This is a genomic window from Collinsella aerofaciens (genome assembly GCF_028209625.1).
In the GTDB taxonomy this organism is placed as follows: Bacteria; Actinomycetota; Coriobacteriia; order Coriobacteriales; family Coriobacteriaceae; genus Collinsella; species Collinsella aerofaciens_AM.
The window spans coordinates 211,507-229,929 of the sequence record NZ_JAQLDU010000001.1 but is presented as its reverse complement, the minus strand read 5'-3'; the positions used below and the strand labels follow the sequence as shown (position 1 = coordinate 229,929).

At 61.8% G+C, this 18,423-nt stretch carries 17 protein-coding genes and 2 tRNA genes; 17 read left to right on the top strand and 2 right to left on the bottom strand.

From position 1 onward, the window contains the following. Positions 1-40 precede the first annotated feature (40 nt). From PMW70_RS00995 to PMW70_RS00950, 10 genes are all read left to right on the top strand, one after another. Positions 41-1,204 (top strand): double-cubane-cluster-containing anaerobic reductase, encoded by a 1,164-nt coding sequence (locus PMW70_RS00995; protein WP_271743621.1) that lies wholly within the window; start codon positions 41-43, stop codon positions 1,202-1,204. A 50-nt stretch (positions 1,205-1,254) separates the two neighbouring features. After that, positions 1,255-2,019, top strand: a complete 765-nt coding sequence (locus tag PMW70_RS00990) for an acyl-CoA dehydratase activase (RefSeq protein ID WP_271743620.1) — start codon at positions 1,255-1,257, stop codon at positions 2,017-2,019. Between the two features lie 14 nt (positions 2,020-2,033). Next, positions 2,034-3,251: a glycosyltransferase family 4 protein gene (locus PMW70_RS00985; RefSeq protein WP_271743619.1), complete on the top strand. Its 1,218-nt coding sequence runs from the start codon at positions 2,034-2,036 to the stop codon at positions 3,249-3,251. Next, positions 3,244-4,293 (top strand): selenide, water dikinase SelD, encoded by a 1,050-nt coding sequence (selD, locus tag PMW70_RS00980; protein WP_253056262.1) that lies wholly within the window; start codon positions 3,244-3,246, stop codon positions 4,291-4,293. Before PMW70_RS00985 ends, selD begins: the two co-directional genes overlap by 8 nt. A 61-nt stretch (positions 4,294-4,354) precedes the next feature. Next, positions 4,355-4,981, top strand: a complete 627-nt coding sequence (gene yedF / locus PMW70_RS00975; RefSeq protein ID WP_271729681.1) for a sulfurtransferase-like selenium metabolism protein YedF — start codon at positions 4,355-4,357, stop codon at positions 4,979-4,981. A gap of 19 nt (positions 4,982-5,000) precedes the next feature. After that, positions 5,001-5,252: a putative Se/S carrier protein gene (locus PMW70_RS00970; protein WP_022095212.1), complete on the top strand. Its 252-nt coding sequence runs from the start codon at positions 5,001-5,003 to the stop codon at positions 5,250-5,252. After that, positions 5,249-6,388 (top strand): aminotransferase class V-fold PLP-dependent enzyme, encoded by a 1,140-nt coding sequence (locus PMW70_RS00965; protein ID WP_271743618.1) that lies wholly within the window; start codon positions 5,249-5,251, stop codon positions 6,386-6,388. Before PMW70_RS00970 ends, PMW70_RS00965 begins: the two co-directional genes overlap by 4 nt. Positions 6,389-6,464: 76 nt before the next feature. Further along, complete coding sequence (gene brnQ / locus PMW70_RS00960; protein ID WP_271743617.1) at positions 6,465-7,823, top strand: branched-chain amino acid transport system II carrier protein; 1,359 nt, start codon at positions 6,465-6,467, stop codon at positions 7,821-7,823. Positions 7,824-7,914: 91 nt separating this feature from the next. Beyond that, a tRNA-Pro gene (locus PMW70_RS00955) sits at positions 7,915-7,991 on the top strand. A 6-nt stretch (positions 7,992-7,997) separates the two neighbouring features. Then, positions 7,998-8,071 (top strand) — tRNA-Gly (locus tag PMW70_RS00950). Positions 8,072-8,617: 546 nt separating this feature from the next. On the opposite strand, the gene PMW70_RS00945 is transcribed toward PMW70_RS00950, so the two are convergent. Together PMW70_RS00945 and PMW70_RS00940 are read right to left on the bottom strand one after the other, a co-directional pair. Further along, on the bottom strand, positions 8,618-9,073 hold the full coding sequence (locus PMW70_RS00945; protein WP_271743616.1) for a PIN domain-containing protein: 456 nt from the start codon (positions 9,071-9,073) through the stop codon (positions 8,618-8,620). Then, a complete protein-coding gene (locus PMW70_RS00940; protein WP_099431570.1) occupies positions 9,066-9,389 on the bottom strand; it encodes a type II toxin-antitoxin system RelB/DinJ family antitoxin in 324 nt (107 codons plus the stop codon). The genes PMW70_RS00945 and PMW70_RS00940 overlap by 8 nt, the downstream gene beginning before the upstream one ends. Before the next feature lie 254 nt (positions 9,390-9,643). Here PMW70_RS00940 and PMW70_RS00935 point away from each other — a divergent pair, with 254 nt between their 5' ends. From PMW70_RS00935 to hyfE, 7 genes are all read left to right on the top strand, one after another. Beyond that, positions 9,644-10,336, top strand: coding sequence for a 4Fe-4S dicluster domain-containing protein (locus PMW70_RS00935; RefSeq protein WP_369831462.1), 693 nt, complete (start codon positions 9,644-9,646; stop codon positions 10,334-10,336). Positions 10,337-10,412: 76 nt separating this feature from the next. Beyond that, complete coding sequence (gene fdhF, locus PMW70_RS00930; protein ID WP_271743615.1) at positions 10,413-12,635, top strand: formate dehydrogenase subunit alpha; 2,223 nt, start codon at positions 10,413-10,415, stop codon at positions 12,633-12,635. A gap of 78 nt (positions 12,636-12,713) precedes the next feature. Continuing rightward, positions 12,714-13,331: a 4Fe-4S dicluster domain-containing protein gene (locus tag PMW70_RS00925; protein WP_161115541.1), complete on the top strand. Its 618-nt coding sequence runs from the start codon at positions 12,714-12,716 to the stop codon at positions 13,329-13,331. Continuing rightward, a complete protein-coding gene (gene hyfB, locus PMW70_RS00920; protein WP_117862148.1) occupies positions 13,324-15,342 on the top strand; it encodes a hydrogenase 4 subunit B in 2,019 nt (672 codons plus the stop codon). The genes PMW70_RS00925 and hyfB overlap by 8 nt, the downstream gene beginning before the upstream one ends. Positions 15,343-15,354: 12 nt before the next feature. Beyond that, complete coding sequence (locus PMW70_RS00915; protein ID WP_271743614.1) at positions 15,355-16,281, top strand: respiratory chain complex I subunit 1 family protein; 927 nt, start codon at positions 15,355-15,357, stop codon at positions 16,279-16,281. A gap of 15 nt (positions 16,282-16,296) precedes the next feature. Beyond that, positions 16,297-17,754: a hydrogenase 4 subunit D gene (locus PMW70_RS00910; RefSeq protein ID WP_271743613.1), complete on the top strand. Its 1,458-nt coding sequence runs from the start codon at positions 16,297-16,299 to the stop codon at positions 17,752-17,754. Between the two features lie 13 nt (positions 17,755-17,767). Further along, positions 17,768-18,421 (top strand): hydrogenase 4 membrane subunit, encoded by a 654-nt coding sequence (hyfE, locus tag PMW70_RS00905; protein WP_089571633.1) that lies wholly within the window; start codon positions 17,768-17,770, stop codon positions 18,419-18,421. Positions 18,422-18,423: the final 2 nt, after the last annotated feature.

Genomic DNA, 18,423 nt, shown 5'->3' with positions numbered 1-18,423 from the left:
CCGTTTCCTTGGTTGGTTAAAAGGTTTGTTAAGGAGTTATATGTCGGAAAATATTGAGCAGCCGTTGCCGTCCACGTTTGAGGAGTTCAACGAGCAGCGCAAGGCGGCGTTTATTCGCGTCAAGGATTACAAACAGGCCGGCAATCGCCTGGTCGGCTATTTGTGCAGCTATACGCCGCTCGAGATTATCGATGCCGCGGGCGCTGCAAGTGTGGCCTTGTGCGGCACATCCGACGAGGTGATTCCCGAGGCCGAGAAGGTGCTGCCGGCAAATCTGTGTCCGCTCATCAAATCGACGTACGGCTTTGCCTACTCGCAAAAGTGCCCGTTTACGTACTTTAGCGACATGATCATCGGCGAGACCACCTGCGACGGCAAGAAGAAGATGTACGAACTGCTCAACGAGCTCAAGCGCACGCACATTCTGCATCTTCCGCAGGGTCGCGATCGCGCCTACGAGCGTAAAGGCTGGTACGAGGAGTGCCGCCTGCTCAAGGAGGAGCTCGAGGGCTTCTACGGCATCACGATTACCGACGATGACCTGCGCGCTGCCGTCCGTCGTCGCAACCGTCTGCGTGCGGCCCAGCTCGAGGTGTTTGCGCTGCAGGCCAACCAGCCGGCTGCCATGAGCGGCGTTGACCTGATGAGCACCATGTTCGCCGGTACGTTCAGCTTTGATATCGAGGCCTATACGCAGCAGCTGGAGCAAAAGGTTGCCAAGCTGCGCGAGACCTACGACGCGGGCGAGCGCCCGGTTGCGGCGGATGCCAAGCGCATTCTGATCACTGGCTGCCCGGTGGGCGGCGTGATCAACAAGATCGGCCGTACTATCGAGTCCAACGGCGGTGTGGTCGTGTGCATGGACGACTGCTCGGGCGAGCGCACGGCGGCCATGATGATCGACCCGGAGGCTCCCGATATCCTGCGCGCCATCGCCGACCGCTACCTGGATATCAACTGCTCGGTCATGACGCCCAACGACGGTCGTATGGAAAACACGCTGGCCATGTGCGAGAAGTATCACGTCGATGGCGTAGTGGAGAGCGTGCTCCAGGCGTGCCATACCTTTAACGTGGAGAGCGCACACATGCAGGAAGCTGTCGAGGGTGCGGGCATTCCGTACATGAAGATTGAGACCGACTACAGCAACGGCGACATGGGCCAGATCGAGACGCGCATCGCTGCCTTTATCGAGACCCTGTAGGACAAATGCGGCAAAGGGATAGCTGCTTTGCCGCATAGAAGGAGGATGCCGTGGTTGGCATTGGTATCGACATAGGCTCGACGGCCGCGAAGGCTGCGGTGGTGGAGACGGACAACGCCATTGCGTGGACCTGCGTCATGCCGACGGGGTATTCGTCGGTCGATGCGGCCGAGCGCCTACGCGGTGAACTCGCCGCAGCCGGCTATGACGTGACGGGCGACGATGTTCGCGTGGTCGCGACTGGCTACGGCCGTGTCGCGGTGCCCTATGCCAACAAGGTAGTGACCGAGATCACCTGCCATGGTGCCGGTGCGGTCCGCTTGTTTGGCGAGCAGGGCACGGTGATCGACGTGGGCGGCCAAGATACCAAGGTCATCCAACTCGAGGGCGGCCGCGTGGCAAAGTTCGCCATGAACGACAAGTGCGCCGCCGGCACGGGGCGCTTTTTGGAGATCATGGCCGACCGCTTGGGCATTACCCAGCAGCAGATGGCAGACCTCGCCCGCACCGGCGAGCCTACCAAGATTTCCAGCATGTGCACCGTGTTTGCCGAAAGCGAGGTTATCAGCCTGATCGGTCGCGGTGAGCCGCGCGAGAACATTGCGCGTGGCGTGATCGACAGCGTGGTCTCGCGCGTGGCGACCATGGCCGGACAGGCCGCGGGCGCCCCGTACTACCTGACCGGTGGCCTGTGCGAGAACGCCTTCGTGGTGGAGCGGTTGGGCGAGCTACTGGGGTCGCCGGTGACCACCTCGCCCCAGGCTCGCTTTGCCGGAGCGATCGGCGCGGCTGTCCGCGCCGCCGCCTTGGCCTAGGGGTGTACCGCGACATGCGCATCCTCAATATCTCGGCACAAAAACCAGATAGCACTGGCAGCGGCACCTACCTTGCCGCGCTCGTACGCGAGCAGATCGAGACGGGGCATCGCGCCGCCGTGCTTTGCGGCGCGGCACCGGGTGATACCCAAGGCGAGCTGGACCGGCGTGCTGCCGTGTTTGCCGTACCGTTCGAGTCGCCCGAGCTGCCGTTTCCCATCTGTGGCATGTCCGATGTCATGCCCTATCCCTCCACACGCTATCGTGATCTGACGCCTTCGATGCTCAAGGCATTTGAGCGGGCATTTGCTGCTGCAATCGATCGAGCGGTGGCTGAGTTTCGGCCCGATCTGGTGCTCTGCCATCACCTGTATCTGGTGACCGCATTGGCGCGCGAGTGCGTCCGAGGCGTGCCGGCTGTTGCCGTGTGTCATTCGACCGACCTGCGCCAGCTGCGTTCGCATACGCTCGAACGCGATCGCATCGTAAGTGCGGTTCGTCGGCTCGATGCCGTCTTTGCACTCCATGCTGAGCAGGCTGAGCAGATTGGCCTGGTGTGCGGCGTCGATGCCGATCGTATCCACGTGATTGGGACGGGCTACGACCATCGCGTCTTCTGCCGCGATGCAAGCGTGGCGAGGCAGCCGGGATCGCTTGTGTACGTGGGCAAGATTTGCTTTAAAAAGGGCGTCGAGTCGCTGGTTCGAGCTGTGTCATTGCCGATTGACGATGGCGTCCGCCCATCTGGCTTGGTACTTGTGGGCGGCCGCGGGGACGATGCCGAGTACGCGCGTATCGAGCGCTTGACCGCGGCCTCGGATGTGCCGGTGACGCTGGCGGGGCGCCTGGATAGCGATGGGCTCGTGCGTGCCTACCGCAGTTCCGACGTCTTTGTGCTGCCTTCGTTTTACGAGGGTCTGCCGCTCGTGACGATCGAGGCCCTCGCGTGCGGCTGCAAAGTTGTGGCGACCGATTTGCCCGGCGTTCGTCCCTGGATGGAGGCGATGCTTCCCGGTGCTCCCGTGACGTGGGTGGCGTCGCCGCGTATGACGGATGTCGACACGCCCGTGGCGGCCGACCTTCCGTTGTTTGAGCGCGCACTGGCAGATGCTATCGCGCAGGCGCTTGCGGCGCCGCTTTCGACGTTCGAGCCGTCGGCGGTCTCTTGGGAAGCGTGCCTGGCGCGTATACTTAAAGTCGTTGATTTGTTGGAAGGGGGTTCGTATGGCTAAGGACACCATGAGGCTCACGTCCATGACGGCCGCGAGCGGTTGAGCCGCTAAGTTGGCTCCCGGAGCCCTCGCCCAGGTCCTGGGCGACTTACCCAATGTGCATAACGACAACTTGCTCGTGGGGTTCGATACCTCCGACGATGCGAGCGTCTTCCGCGTAGGGGAGAACCTGGGGCTCGTGCAGTCCATCGACTTCTTCCCACCGATGGTCGATGACCCGTTCCTGTTTGGCCAGATCGCTGCGGCCAACTCGCTGTCGGACATCTACGCCATGGGCGGGCGGCCGAGCCATGCCATGAACCTGCTTTGCATACCCAGTTGCCTGGGCGTTGAAGTTGCCGGTCAGATTCTGGCGGGCGGCGCCGATAAGTGCGTCGAGGCGGGTTGCTCCATTGCGGGCGGCCACACCATCAACGACGACGAGCCCAAGTACGGTCTGTCCGTGAGCGGTTTTGTGCCACTCGACCACATGCTCGCCAACAGCGGCGCACGCGTGGGCGATGTTCTGCTGCTGACCAAGGCGATCGGCTCGGGCATCATCACCACGGCCATTAAGGGCGAGCTCATCGAGCAGGACGAGGCCGCAGCCATGTTTGACTCGATGCGTACCCTCAACGAGGCCCCGATTCGCCTGGCCGAGGGACTCGAGCTTCACGGCTGCACCGACATCACGGGCTTTGGCCTGATCGGGCATGCGTGCGAGATGGCCGAGGGCTCGGGCGTGCAGATTGAACTTACGTCGGGGGCGGTGCCGCTCTTTGACCAGGTGCTCGATATGGCGCGTCTGGGCATTATTCCTGCCGGTGCCTACCGCAACCAGGACTTCTTTGGCCCGCGCGTGGCTGCCGACGAGGACCTGGAGCCGGGCATGTTGGATGCGCTGTACGATCCGCAGACCTCGGGCGGTTTGCTCATCGCGGCGCCTGCTGCCGATGTGGATGGGCTTGCGCGTCGCCTGCATGCCGAGGGGCGCATCGCGGCCGTTGTCGGGCGCGTGTGCGAGGCGGAGCCGGGCGGTCCTGCCGTCCGCGTTGTTCGCTAGCCCGCACGTTTATGTAACTGTTTGCCGTTCTCTAGAACGGCTCTTTCGAAAGGAATTTGCTATGTCTACCAAGATTGAAGTCAATGCCATGGGCGATGCCTGCCCGCTGCCCGTCGTCAAGACGCTCAAAGCTCTGAAGCAGCTCGATGGCGAGGGCGCCGTCGTGACCTCGGTCGACAACGAGACCGCCGTCAAGAACATCTCCAAGATGGCGCAGGAGAAAGGCTGCACGGCCTCGGTCGAGAAGGTTTCTGACGCCGAGTGGCACGTGACCGTGGCGACCTCTGGCGCCGTTGCCATGGCCGATCCCGAGCAGGATGGCGCTGCCTTCTGTGATGCCAGCGCCGGCAAGGGCAGGCTCGTCATTTCCGTCTACACCGACTGCATGGGCCGTGGCGACGACGAGCTGGGCCACAAGCTCATGAAGGCCTTCATCTTTGCCGTGACGCAGCAGGAGGAGCTGCCCGCGACCATGCTGTTCTACAACGGCGGCGCCAAGCTCACCGTCGAGGGCTCGCCGGTGCTCGACGACCTGAAGGGCCTGGCCGAGCAGGGTGTCGAGATTCTCACCTGTGGTACCTGCCTCGACCACTATGGCATTAAAGACCAGCTTGCGGTGGGCGAGGTCACCAACATGTACGTGATCGTGGAGAAGATGGAGCAGGCCGTGCGCGTCGTGCGCCCGTAGCGTATTGGTTGGAGTTGCCATGAGGGAGAAGCGCCCGGCGCTTGTCATCACGTTTCCCACCACGGCGGCCGCCATGGGCTGCGAGTCCCTGTGCATCGAGCGCGGCCTTCCCGGGCGAACGATTCCCGTGCCCGGGGAGGTCGCTGCCGGCTGTGGTCTGGCGTGGAAAGCGTTGCCTGCCGATGAGGAGCTGCTGCGCGGCGAACTCGCCGCGGCGGGCGTTCCCACCGAGGGCTATACCGTGATTGATATGTGGGAGGTCGTGCGATGATCTACCTGGATAACGCGGCGACGACCATGCACAAGCCGCAGACGGTCATCGATGCCGTGACGCAGGCGATGTGCTCGCTCGGCAATGCCGGGCGCGGCGCCACGTCGGGTGCCCTCGATGCCGCTCGTACGATTCACGGTTGCCGTGCCAAGCTCGCGCGCCTTTTAGGTTGCCCGAGGGCGGACCATGTGTGCTTTACGCCCAACTCTACGGCGGCGCTCAACACCGCCATCTGTGGCGTGGTGCGCCCCGGCGACCGCGTGGTCACGACGGTGCTCGAGCACAACTCCGTGCTGCGTCCGCTCAACCGCCTGGCAGTGGAGCGGGGTGTGACCGTTGAGCATGCGGGCTGTGACGCGAACGGCGTGCTCGACTATGACGAGCTCGAGCGGCTGGTCACGCCCGGTACGCGTACCGTGGTGGTGACGCATGCCTCTAATGTGACCGGCAACGCGGTCGACATTGCGCGCGTGGCGGCCTTGGCACATGCCGCGGGTGCGCTTGTGATCGTCGATGCCTCGCAGTCTGCCGGTACGGCGCATATCGATATGCAGGCCATGGGGCTCGACGTGGTGTGCTTTACCGGCCACAAGGGGCTCATGGGCCCGCAGGGCACCGGCGGCCTGGCCGTGGCGGAGGGCGTCGACGTGGCGCCCTGGGCCATGGGCGGCACGGGCGTGCACAGCTTCGATGCGTTACAGCCCATGGAGTGGCCCACGCGGCTCGAGGCGGGCACGCTCAACGGTCACGGCATAGCGGGCCTTTCCGCAGGCCTTGATTTTATCGAGGCACAAGGCGGGGTGGAGACGATTGCAGCTCACGAACGCGCACTCGCCGAACGTTTCCTCTCCGGCGCTCGCGAAATCCCCAGCATTGTACTTTACGGTGCGTTTGACCAACCTGCGCGCTCGGCGATCGTGTCGCTCAACGTGGGCGATATCGACTCTGCCGAGATCTCGGACGCGCTCATGCAAGGGTGGGGGATTGCGACGCGCCCCGGTGCCCATTGCGCTCCGCTCATGCACCGCGCGTTAGGTACCGAGCGCCAGGGTGTCGTCCGCTTCTCGTTTGGGTATTTCAACACGACCGAAGAAGTCGACACGGCTATCGATGCTCTGCGCAATTTAGTCTGCTAAAGCTGCTGGACCGTTTATACTTGCGGGACGGGTATTTTGCCCGTCCCGTTTTTGTTTCGACCCGAAAGGTGTGCCTATGCCCTCATCTGCACCGCGCGGTCTGCGCTCCGACCATGTCGTCACCGTCGGCATCGCCCTGTTTTCGATGCTCTTTGGCGCCGGCAACCTCATCATTCCACCGTTGCTGGCGCTCCAGGCCGGCACGGCCACACCGCTTGCCATGGTTGGCTTTTTGATTGCCGCCATCGGCCTGCCCGTCATGGGCTTTATCGCCGTGGCGCTTGCCGGCACGGCGCGTGAGCTTGCCAGCCGCGTGCACCCCAAGTTTGGCGAGTTCTTTGTTGCGGCAGTGTATCTGGCCATCGGCCCGTGCCTGGCCATTCCGCGTACGAGTTCCACGGCCTTCGAGATGCTGGTGCCGCTGTTGCCCGAGGGCGTCTCGCTCGGCACGGCGCGTCTGGTGTTTGCCATTTGCTTCTTTGTCGTCGCGTTTGCGCTCACGCTGCGCCCGGGCGTCATCACGCGTGTGCTCGGCCGCATTACGGGCCCCGCGCTCATTGCGCTCATCGTGCTGGTCGTGGGTGCCGCCGTGGTCTCGCCGTTGGGTCCCGCTGTCGCGCCGCAGGCTCCCTATGATGCCGGAGCTGCGGTCCAGGGCTTTCTGACCGGCTACCAGACCATGGACCTGCTTGCGTCGCTCGCCTTCGGCATCATCATCGCCGAGACCATTCACGAGTTGGGCGTGACCGACGACAAGCGCGTCGCTTTTGAAATTTCACGCTCCGGTGTGATCGCCGGCTTGCTCATGGCCATCATCTATTGCGGCTTGGCCCTTGCCGGTATGCAGCTCGGCACCGTGATGCCCGATGCCACCAACGGCGCTGCCATCCTCGCCCGTTCGGCCTCCATGCACTTTGGTCTTGCCGGCACGGTCGTGGTCTTTGCGATCTTTTTCCTCGCCTGCATGAACGTGTGCATCGGCCTCATCAGCTGCTGCTCGCGTTACTTCTGCGAGACGTATGTGGTCGAAGGGGGAGCGGAGGCGTCCGAGGAGGCCATGCGCCGTCCCTTTGCGGTTCTCGCCTTTGTGTTCGCGGCGTTTTCGTGCGTGCTTTCCAACGTGGGTCTCGACATGATCCTTATGTTCTCGGTGCCCATGCTCAACGCCTTGTACCCCGTTGCCATTGTGCTGGTGCTTATGGGCCTGGTGCACGGCTTTTGCGACGCTCATCCGCAGGTGTGGGTCTGGGTCGGCGGCGTCGTTGCTGTGCAGAGCGTGATCACCTCGGTCCGCGATGCGTTCTTTGCGGGCTCATGGCTGCCGTTTGATGCGCTACCCCTGGCAGACATCGGTGCCGCGTGGGCGCCGGTCGCCGTAGTTGCCTTTGTGATCGGTCTGCTCCACAGCAAGTTTGTTGCACATTCGAGGAGCTAAGACATCAATGCTTGCACAGGCGGGGAGTCTCCCCTATAATTTCCTTCGCTTTGGGACACGCAAGGTTTAGACCTTAGCTGCTCAACACCTTCGGGACGTGGCGCAGTTTGGTAGCGCGCCTGCTTTGGGAGCAGGATGTCGCAGGTTCAAATCCTGTCGTCCCGACCATATCTTGCGGGCGTAGTTCAATGGTAGAACCCCAGCCTTCCAAGCTGATGACGCGGGTTCGATTCCCGTCGCCCGCTCCATAAGAATTGTTTTAACGGCTTTGGTTTCCTTTGGGGATCAGAGCTGTTTTTGTTTACGCGCCGGGCGACGGGAATCGAACCCGCTCCGCGCCCACCTAAGTTGCGGTTAAATACGGACTGTCTTTTGGCTTTTGCGAACCCATTGAAGTCCGGGGTAGCTAATTTGGAGCGGGTTTTTGACTGCTCTAGCGATCGGCTGGCAAATGTGGCCAAAAAAGCCCTGCCCCAAAATGACTGGTCTGGTGTTGAGCCACGAAAGCGGCCCATCTACTACGTTTGGCCCGCAGGGGTCGACCATAGCAGCAGTTTCGGAAAATCGGCAAGCCGTCTACCAGCTGTTTTGATATTTCGGATTTCTGTATGGTCGAGGGTAATCGGTTAAACGTAGTAGATGGGCCCATTTCGTGGCGAACAGTAGGATTCGCGGTCCGGGGCTGCCGGTTTCGGGCTGCCAACCTGGAAGTTGCGGTGACGTAGTTTCAGAAAAGCCCGAATAAGCCTAAATCCAGGAACTGTTTTCCAGCAACTTATTAGTGGGGATGAGGGCTAGTGGCGGGATTGGTGGCGGAGCTTGTCGATGGTGGAGTCGATGCTGCGGCTGCGGGCTTCGGCTGCGGTTTGGCGCTTGCGGCGGTAATCGATCATGCCTTGGATGATGGGCTTGCCAAAGCTCACGACATCATCGTTGTAGATGGCGGTTCGGGCTGCGAGGAGGCAGTCGGTAAAGTCCATATGGGTCTTGCCAAAGAGTTTGACGGCAAGGGCGACAACGGTGGGCTCGTCGACCATGACGTCATCGATCAGCCTTTTCATGGCCGCAGCAATCTCAACGCGTGGAACCTTATAGACGTCGCGCAGCGTGACCACGACGCGCGTGATGATCTCGGGGTAGACGCGAGCGGTGCGCGTGGCGATGACCTTGGCGGCGCGCGGCGACAGGACCTCGTCGTCGTCGAGCAGATAGCGCAGGATGACGGTCTCGTCGATGATGGTGCTACTCATGGATATCTACTTCCTCGGGACCCAAAATCGAATCGTCGCTTTCTGTAGCAAGGTATTCAATCCAGGCATTGCGCTCCTTGGAGCGGCGATTGGGGTCCCCATATGCTTTGAGCGATCCATAGGCGGCGGTGCCGTCCTTTGAGCGCACGGCGACCGGCTGAAAGGGGAGCTTGCGCATCAAAATGCTCTGCGCGACAAATAGACGGACAGCCTCGGCGAGCGATGTGCCCATGGCGTCGTAGAGACGCTCGGCATGCTGCTTGTCTTCCTCGCGAATGCGCACCTGCAGGATGGCTCGTTTTTGAGTCGATGACATCACTGGCCTCCCTTAATGAGCGTGCAATATGAATAGTCAAATACAGCTTCGGCTAGTAATTGCCAATCTTATAACAACTACTTTATTGCACTCGAGTAATTGAGTGTGAACATTATTACAAACGTACTACATCCTTCAGAAGCGAGCGTGAAATCTTTGTTGGGCGTACGCGTGTAATACACTCGCTTTTATATCCTATTGAGAATAATCCTAACCAGCCCAAACCCCTGCAATACACCCGTAATGCAGGGCCTATGCTCAAGTTTACCCCCTGCAACTGCGTATATTTAACCTGTATACCGTTGGAGATATTCTACCGAGTGCCTGTTTCGCCGCATGCTCTCGATACGCCGATGCCGGACCACGGGCGGTCCGGGGCAACGTCGACAGGGTCTCTCCGGCATGGGATTCAGGAGGGAGTGAACAACATGGGCAATAAACGAGTCGTAGCCGATTCATCGCGCTGCATTGGGTGCCAAACTTGCATGGCAGCGTGTATCGAGGCACACGACATCCCCGGCAACATTGCCGCGCCGCGTCTGCGCGTGACGCGCACCTACGAGATCTCCGCACCGGTGGCTTGCCATCACTGCGAGGATGCCCCGTGCGCTAAGGCCTGCCCCACGGGCGCCTTGTTCTTTGATCCAAAGAACCATCGCATCGGCGTCAACGAGGACAACTGCATCGGCTGCAAGAGCTGCGTCATGGCCTGCCCCTTTGGCGCCGTGAGCGTGGCGACCACGCAGGTCCCCGTCTTGATGGGCGACGTGCGCGTGGGTTCGCAGACTAAGAGCTTCGTGCTCAAGTGCGACCTGTGCGTGGACCGTCCCGGCGGTCCGGCGTGTGCCGAGGCGTGCCCGACTAAGGGCCTCACCCTGGTAGACGAGGAGCGCCTGGCGGAACTGACCGCCGAGCGTGCCCGCGCCACCATCGAAAACGAGGCGTAGGCGGGCGGCCATACAGGCCCGACGATTGTCAAATACGTACCGATTAATCGGTAGCAGAGAAAGGAAGGAGGGTGTCATGGAGAAGCATAAAGTGATCTGCCCGTATTGCGGCGCCGGTTGCCAGTTTAACCTCCTGGTCCAAAACGGCCAGGTCGTGGGTACCGAACCGCTCAACGGCATCACCAATCAGGGCGAGCTGTGCCTTAAGGGCATGAGCGGCTACGACTTCATCAACGACACCAAGATCTTGACTCCTCGCGTACTGCACCCGATGATCCGCCGCACCAAGGGCGCGGATCTAGAGCGCGTAAGCTGGGACGAGGCACTGGATTTCACCGCATCTAAGATGCAGGCCATAATTGACGAATATGGTCCTAACGCTGTCATGACCACCGGCTCCTCGCGAGGCGGCGGCAATGAGGCGAACTACGTCATGCAGAAGTTTACGCGTGCGTGCATCGGCACCCACAGCGTGGACAACTGCGCTCGTACTTGACACGGCCCTACTGTCCTCGGTCTGATGGACACGGTTGGTTCAGGTTGCATGTCATGCTCCATCCCCGGTATGGAGGATGCGGGCTGCATTTTCCTCTTCGGCTATAACCCTGCCGATTCGCACCCCATCGTCGCAAGGCGTATCGTGCGAGCCAAAGAAAAGGGTTGCAAGATCATCGTCGCCGACCCGCGCCATATCGAAACTGCGCGTATCGCCGATATCTACCTTCCGATCAAGAACGGTTGCAATGTCGCGTTCCTCAACGCCTTTGCCAACTGTCTGGTCAACGATGGCCTCTACGACAAGGAATTCGTCGCCGAGCACACGAACGGCTTTGACGAGTGGTGGGAGACCATCAAGAACTACACTCCCGAATCCGTACAGGACATCACGGGTGTCGATCCCGCGCTGATCCACCAAGCTGCCGAGATGTACGCCACGGCGAAGCCTTCTGCCATCATTGGCTGGGGCATGGGCGTATGCCAGCAGAAGCAGAACCTGAAGACGGTGCACACCATCGCCTCCATCGCCTGCGTTGCCGGCCAGATCGGCAAACCCAATTCCGGCCTCGCGCCCGTGCGCGGTCAGAACAACGTCCAGGGCTCCTGCGATATGGGCATGCTGCCCAACCTGTACCCTGGCTACCAGAAAGTCACCGACCCGGCAGCGCGTGCCAAGTTTGCCAAGGCTTGGGGCGTGCCCGAGGAAAAGCTCCCGCTCGAGGAGGGCTACAAGCTCACCGACCTGGGCCACCTGGTCGACGAGGGCAAGGTGCACTGCTTCTACAACTACGGCGAAGACCCGGTGCAGACCGAGCCCGATTCGGCCGGAATGCGCAAGACGCTCTCCGAGCTGGACCTGTTCATCTGCCAGGACATCTTTATGACGCAGACGACCATGCTCGCCGACGTCATCCTGCCTGCCACCTCTTGGGGCGAGCACGAGGGTGTCTTTACCGCATCCGACCGTAGCTTCCAGCACTTTGACGCGGCCGTTCCGCCCAAGGGCGAGTGCCGTCACGACTGGGAGATCTTCGCGGACCTGTCCACGCGCATGGGCTACCCCATGCACTATGACAACACCGAGCAGATCTGGAACGAGTGCATTAGCCTGTGCCCCAACTTTGTGGGCGCAACCTACGAGAAGATGGCTCCCGAGGGCGGCTACGCCCAGTGGCCGGTCAAGAGCACCGATGTGAACGACCACGGCACGGCCGACATGTTCGCTGGTGGCAAGTTCACCACCAAGGACGGCCGCGCGAACCTGATGGCGCACGACTGGGAGGCGCCCTCCGAGCTTCCCGACGATGAGTACCCGCTCATCCTGTGCACCGTCCGCGAGGTCGGCCACTACAGCTGCCGTTCGATGACCGGCAACTGCAAGACGCTGGCGCTGCTTGCCGACGAGCCCGGCTTTGTCCGCATGAATCCCGCGGACGCCCAGGCGCGCGGCATCAAGAACGGCGACATCGTCTCGATTCACAGCCGCCGCGGCCAGGTATACAGCCGCGCCGACGTGAGCGACCGTATCAACAAGGGCACGGTCTATATGACCTACCAGTGGTGGATCGGCAAGTGCAACGAGCTGACCATGCACAAGGTCGACCCGGTCTCGCATACGCCCGAGGACAAGTTCTCCGCCTGCCAGGTCGACGCCATTGCCGACCAGGTCTGGGCCGAGGGCGAAGTCGAGCGTCAGTACACCGAGCTTAAGCAGGCTCTGGTGGACGCCGCCGCTCCCCAGGACGTTGAGCCCGGCGCCGCCAAGTTCGACGACGAGACGCACGTGAATCAAATCGTGTAGTCCCGTTCTCGTTGGCTTTTTGGGCCGGGCGTCCCGTACGTTCGGGAGCCCGGCCCGTTATTTTGAAAGGAAGTGGGGATGAACCGCTTCATCGACATCAACCCGGAGAGGTGCATCGGCTGCGGAACATGCCAGTCCGCCTGTGCCGACGCCCACCGGATGCAGGGTCTTCAGGATACGCCGCGCCTGGCGCTCGTGAAGACCGGCGGTATTTCGGCCGCCCTTGCCTGCCACCATTGCGAGGGTGCCCCCTGCGCCGAGGTCTGCCCGGTGAATGCCATCGAGCACGATGGCGACCGCATCCACGTCAAGGAGCAGGAGTGCATCGGGTGCAGGCTGTGCGCCATCGCGTGCCCCTTCGGAGCCATCCATCCCGATGGCACGTCTATCGCCGGTGTCGCAGGCATGTGCGACCCGACGCCTTCGTATCCTAAGTCCCTGAGCAGCCTGCTTACGTGGGCTCCCGGCCAGTACACCTGCGCTGTCAAGTGCGACTTGTGCGCCTTTGATCCGGACGGCCCGCATTGTGTGGCGGCGTGCCCCACCAAGGCGCTGACCGTCATGGGCGGCGCGGCCGATCGCGAGCTCGACGAGGCCAAGCGCCTGCGCTCGATCGAAAACGGTCCGGCCGTCGACGTTGCCGCTGTGGCCCAGGGCCTGTCCGAGAAAGCAGAAGGGAGCGTAAACAATGGATAGCATGACGCTGTTTATCGCATCGCTTGCCGTCTCGTGCATCGGTGCGCTCGCCTCGGTTCTGCTGATCAAGGCCGATAATGCCGCCAAGACCGCCGGCTGCCTTATCGGCGCCGTCGCCGCGGTGCTTTCGTTTGTGGCCGGTATCCAGGCCGTGCTGGGCGATGTCACGTCGGTCGACACCATCGTGTTCTTCCCGTTTGCCCATTTCCAGCTGCTGCTCAATCAGCTGTCCGGCCTGTTCGTGGCGCTCATCTCGGTGCTCGCGTTTGCCGGTTCGATCTACGGTCTCAACTACTTTGATGAGTACCCGGGCAAAAAGGGCCGCGCCGGCTTCTTCTTTAACACCTTCGTGGCGTCCATGATGCTCGTCATCACCGCCGACAACGTGTTTTGGTTCCTGGTCGCCTTTGAGCTCATGTCGCTGACCTCTTACTTCTTGGTTGTGATCGAGGAGAACGAGAACTCCATCCATGGCGGTTGGCTCTACTTTGTGATCGCGCACGTGGGCTTTGTGCTCATCATGGCGAGCTTCCTCACCATGACCAACTTCGCCGGCGGCTCGTTTGCCTTTGCGGATTTCCGCGCCACGCAGTTTAGCCCCGCGGTCGCATCCGTGTGCTTCGTGCTCGCCTTCTTTGGCTTTGGCGCCAAGGCCGGTATCATCCCGCTGCACGGCTGGCTGCCCAAGGCACATCCCGAGGCGCCGTCTAACGTGTCGGCTCTTATGTCCGGCGGCATGATCAAGATCGGTATCTTCGGCATCCTCAAGGTGGGCCTCGACCTGCTCTCCGCCTCGGGCGTTCAGGTCTGGTGGGGCCTTATGGTCATGGTCTTCGGTGCGATCTCGTCGGTCCTCGGCGTGGCCTTCGCCCTGCAGGAGCATGACATCAAGCGCCTGCTGGCCTATCACTCCGTCGAGAACATCGGCATCATTCTGCTCGGCGTCGGCGCCTCCATGGCCGCCATGGCGCTCAATTCGGTCGGCATCGCCGTCCTGGCTCTGATGGCCGCCCTCTACCACACGTTTAACCACGCGATGTTTAAGGGCGAGCTGTTCTTGGGCGCCGGTGCGCTGCTGTTCTCCACGGGTACGCGCAATATGGAGAAGATGGGCGGCCTGTTCCGTCGTATGCCGGCAACGGCCATCTGCTTCCTTATTGGCGCGCTTGCCATCTCGGCCATCCCGCCCTTCAACGGCTTTGTGTCCGAGTGGTTTACCTATCAGTCGCTGTTTAATGCCGCCATGCAGGGTGACAAGGCCGTCATGATCGTGGCCGTGTTCGCTGCCGTCGCGCTTGCCATTACCGGCGCGCTGGCCGTCACGTGCTTCGTCAAGGCCTATGGCGTCTCCTTTGCCTCCGCGCCCCGCTCCGAGGCCGCGGCCAATGCCAAGGAGGTTCCCGCCCCCATGGTGTTTGCGCAGGGCCTGCTCGCGGCTATCTGCGTCGTGCTGGGCATTGGCGCTCCCGTGATCGCGCCCGTGCTGGTCGATGTCGCCGCGTCCGTGCTGCATCCGTACGGTGGCGTGTTTGCCGCCGAGGGCATGGAGCTCATGAACCAGTACTCCGGCGCTGCCACCTCCACGCCCGCGATCGCCATTGCGCTCGTGGTGCTCGTCGGCCTTGCCTGCGGTTATCGCAAGCTCAAGACCGTCGGCAAGGTGCAGAAGTCCCAGCCGTGGGCGTGCGGCTATGCTCCCAACGAGCATATGCCCGTCGTGGCCACGACCTTTGCCTCCGAGGTGTCCTGGTTTATGCAGCCGCTCTACACGCTGCGCGACCGCTGCACGGCCGTCTGCTGGTCCATCGCGCACTTCTTCCAGAAGCTCACCGGTGTGGCCGAGGCTGTTGAGCCCGTACCCGACAAGGTTCTCGTCGATGCCCCGCATAAGGGTGTCGAGAAGCTCGCCGACCTCGCGACTAAGCTCGAGGGCGGCAACTACAGCATCTATATCTGCTACATCGTCGCGGCACTCGTGGTGTTCCTCGTGCTCGCCGTGCAAATGGGTTAAGGAGGGGAGAGCATGAACAACATCGTACTTGCCGTTCTGCAGGGCGTGGTCGTCATGGCCGTCGCGCCGTTCTTCTCCGGTCTCGGTCGCGTGATCCGCGCCAAGATGCACAACCGTCGCGGCCCCAGCATCATGCAGGACTACCGCGATCTGGCCAAGCTCTTTGCGCGCCCCGAGTCCCAGAGCGAGGACGCGAGCTTTGCGCTTCGCATTATGCCGCCGCTGTTCTTCGCCGTCGCCTTTATGCTCGCGATGGGCCTGCCGCTCTTTACGGCACAAAGCCCCATCCCGGTCTTTGGTGACGCCATCACCATCATGTACAGCCTGGCGCTCGCCCGCTTCTTCTTCGCCCTCTGCGGTGTGGATTCGTCCAACGCTTACGCCGGTATCGGCGGCGTTCGCGAGCTGCTCATGAGCGTGCTCATCGAGCCGTCCATGCTGCTGGCGCTGTTTGCCGCCGCCTTGGTGTGCGGCTCCACCGACATCGCCACCATGGGTCAACACATCATGGCGGGCGCCATCGACGCGCCGGTCGCCGTGATCCTCGCCGGCATCGCCTTTGCGATCGCCTGCTACATGGAACTCGGCAAGCTGCCGTTTGACCAGGCCGAGGCCGAGCAGGAGCTCCAGGAAGGTCCGCTCGCTGAGCTTTCCGGCCCGTCGCTCGCCATGGCCAAGCTCGCCATGTCCATGAAGCAGGTCCTGGTCCTCGCTTGGTTCTGCGCGATCTTCGTCCCCTGGGGCGAGCCCGCGACCGTGGGCGCCGCCGCCGTTCTGGGCGCGGTCATCTTCCTGGTGAAGTGCCTTATCGACTTTGTCGTATGCGGCGTGATCGAGAACTCTTGCTCGCGTTCGCGCTTTAAGGTGCTCGGCAATCAGACCTGGGCCGTCGTGGGCATCGCCGTGCTGGCGTTTGTCTTCGTGGTCGTCGGCGTGTAGGAGAAGGGAGAAACAATGTCATTTGCAGTCAGTCTGTCCCTTCTCGGCTTGGTCGCGATCGCGGCCCCGATGGTGGCCTCGGTGCTCGTCGCTCTGTTCCCCCGTCCGTGCGCCAAGTGGTTCAGCGTTTTGGGTGCCGCCGTCTCGACGGTCTGCACCATCGCCCTCGCCGCGAATTTCGCCGGCGCCGGCATGCCCGACACGCAGGTCCCCCTGATCTCGTTTGGGCAGACCCTCGTCATGGGATTCACTTTCGATCGCATGAGCACGCTGCTCGCGCCCGCCTTTGTGGGTATCGGCCTGCTTGTCGTGATCTATTCGATTCCCTATATGAGCGAGAATAACCGTGAGCATCCCGATGCGCCGCGTCGTCGCTTCTACGCGTATCTCGCGACCTTCATCGGTGCCATGGCCGGCCTCGTGTACAGCTCGACCCTTTTGGGTCAGCTCGTATTCTTTGAGATCACGGGTGCGTGCTCTTGGGGCCTCATTAGCTACTACATGTCGCCTACGGCCAAGAAGGCCGGCATGAAGGCCCTGATCATCACGCATATCGGTGCGCTCGGCCTGTATCTGGGCGCCGCCGTCGTGTTTGCCCACACCGGCACCTTCGCCATTACCGCGATTGCCGGCCTCGACGCCAAGCTCAAGGCTATCGTCCTTTTGCTCGTGCTGTTTGCGGCCTGGGCCAAGTCCGCACAGGTTCCCATGTACATGTGGCTGCCTTCGGCCATGGAGGCGCCGACGCCTGTTTCGGCCTACCTGCATGGCGCCTCGATGGTCAAGGTCGGCGTGTGCGTGTTCGCGCGTGCGCTCGTCTCTGCCGGCGAGGTTCCCGAGATCGTGGGCTGGGTCGCCATTATCGACGCCATGGTCACGATGCTCTTTGGTTTCCTTATGTACCTGCCGCAAAAGGACATGAAGCGTCTGCTGGCTTTCTCCACGATCGCCCAGCTCTCCTATGTGTTCTTTGGTCTGGGCCTTTCGGTCTTTGGCAGCCAGCTGGCCTTTGATGGCGCCGTGTGCCACATCTTTAACCACGCCTTCGCCAAGACCCTGTTCTTCCTGATCGCCGGTTCGTTCTCCTTTACGCTCGGCACGCGTATGCTGCCCAAGCTTCGCGGCATCGTGAAGAAGTACCCGATCTCGGGCGTGGGCTTTGGTGTCGCGGCACTCGCCATTGCCGGCGTGCCGCCCATGAACACGTTCTTCTCGAAGTTCCAGATCATCGCCGGCGGCTTTTCTGTGGGTGCCGGCAACGTCGCGATTCTGGTACTCGTGTGCATCATGGTTGCCGAGACCGTCGCCACCTTTGCCTGGTTCCTTAAGTGGATGGGCTATTGCCTGCCCGGCGAGCCGAGCGAAGAGGTCGCTGCGGGAGCCCCGCTTCCCCGCGCGATGGCGTTCGTGTTCATCGTGCTCATCATCATGGTCATCGTCAGCGGCCCGCTTTCGGCCAGCTGGATCGGTTAGGAGGTAGAACGACATGGGTTATTCGATCGTCAACATCCTTGGCGGCCTTCTGATCGTCACGTCCACCATGGTGGTCGTCTCCAAGAACATCAAACATGCTATCCGCTGGTATGCGGTGCAGTCGCTGGTGCTCGTGGGGCTTCTCGCCACGCTCGGTGTCACCACTGGTGCGCAGGAGCTGCTTATGTGGGCTGGATCTGCCTTTATCACTAAGGTCGTCCTGGTCCCTTACATCCTCAACCGCGCATACAAGAAGATGGGCGAGCCGAGCGACGCATCGCTCAAGGCCGGCCTTAAGCCTGCGTGGGCCATTTGCATCATCGCCGTGGAGGTCGCGATTTGCTTTGCCGTCGTGACGCAGATCAGCCTGCCCACGGCCGAGGTCGCAACGCCTGCGCTCGCTATTAGCTTCGCTCACTTCTTTGTGGGCCTCACCTGCATCATCTCGCAGCGCAACATCATGAAGCAGATCTTTGGATACTGCCTTATGGAAAACGGCAGCCATGTGACGCTCGCGCTTTTGGCCCCCACCGCCCCCGAGATCATCGAGATCGGTATCGCCACCGACGCCATCTTTGCCGTCATCATCATGTCCATCGTCGTGCGTCGCATTTGGGACGACTCCCACTCGCTCGATGCGCGCGACCTGTCCGAGCTGAGGGGGTAGTC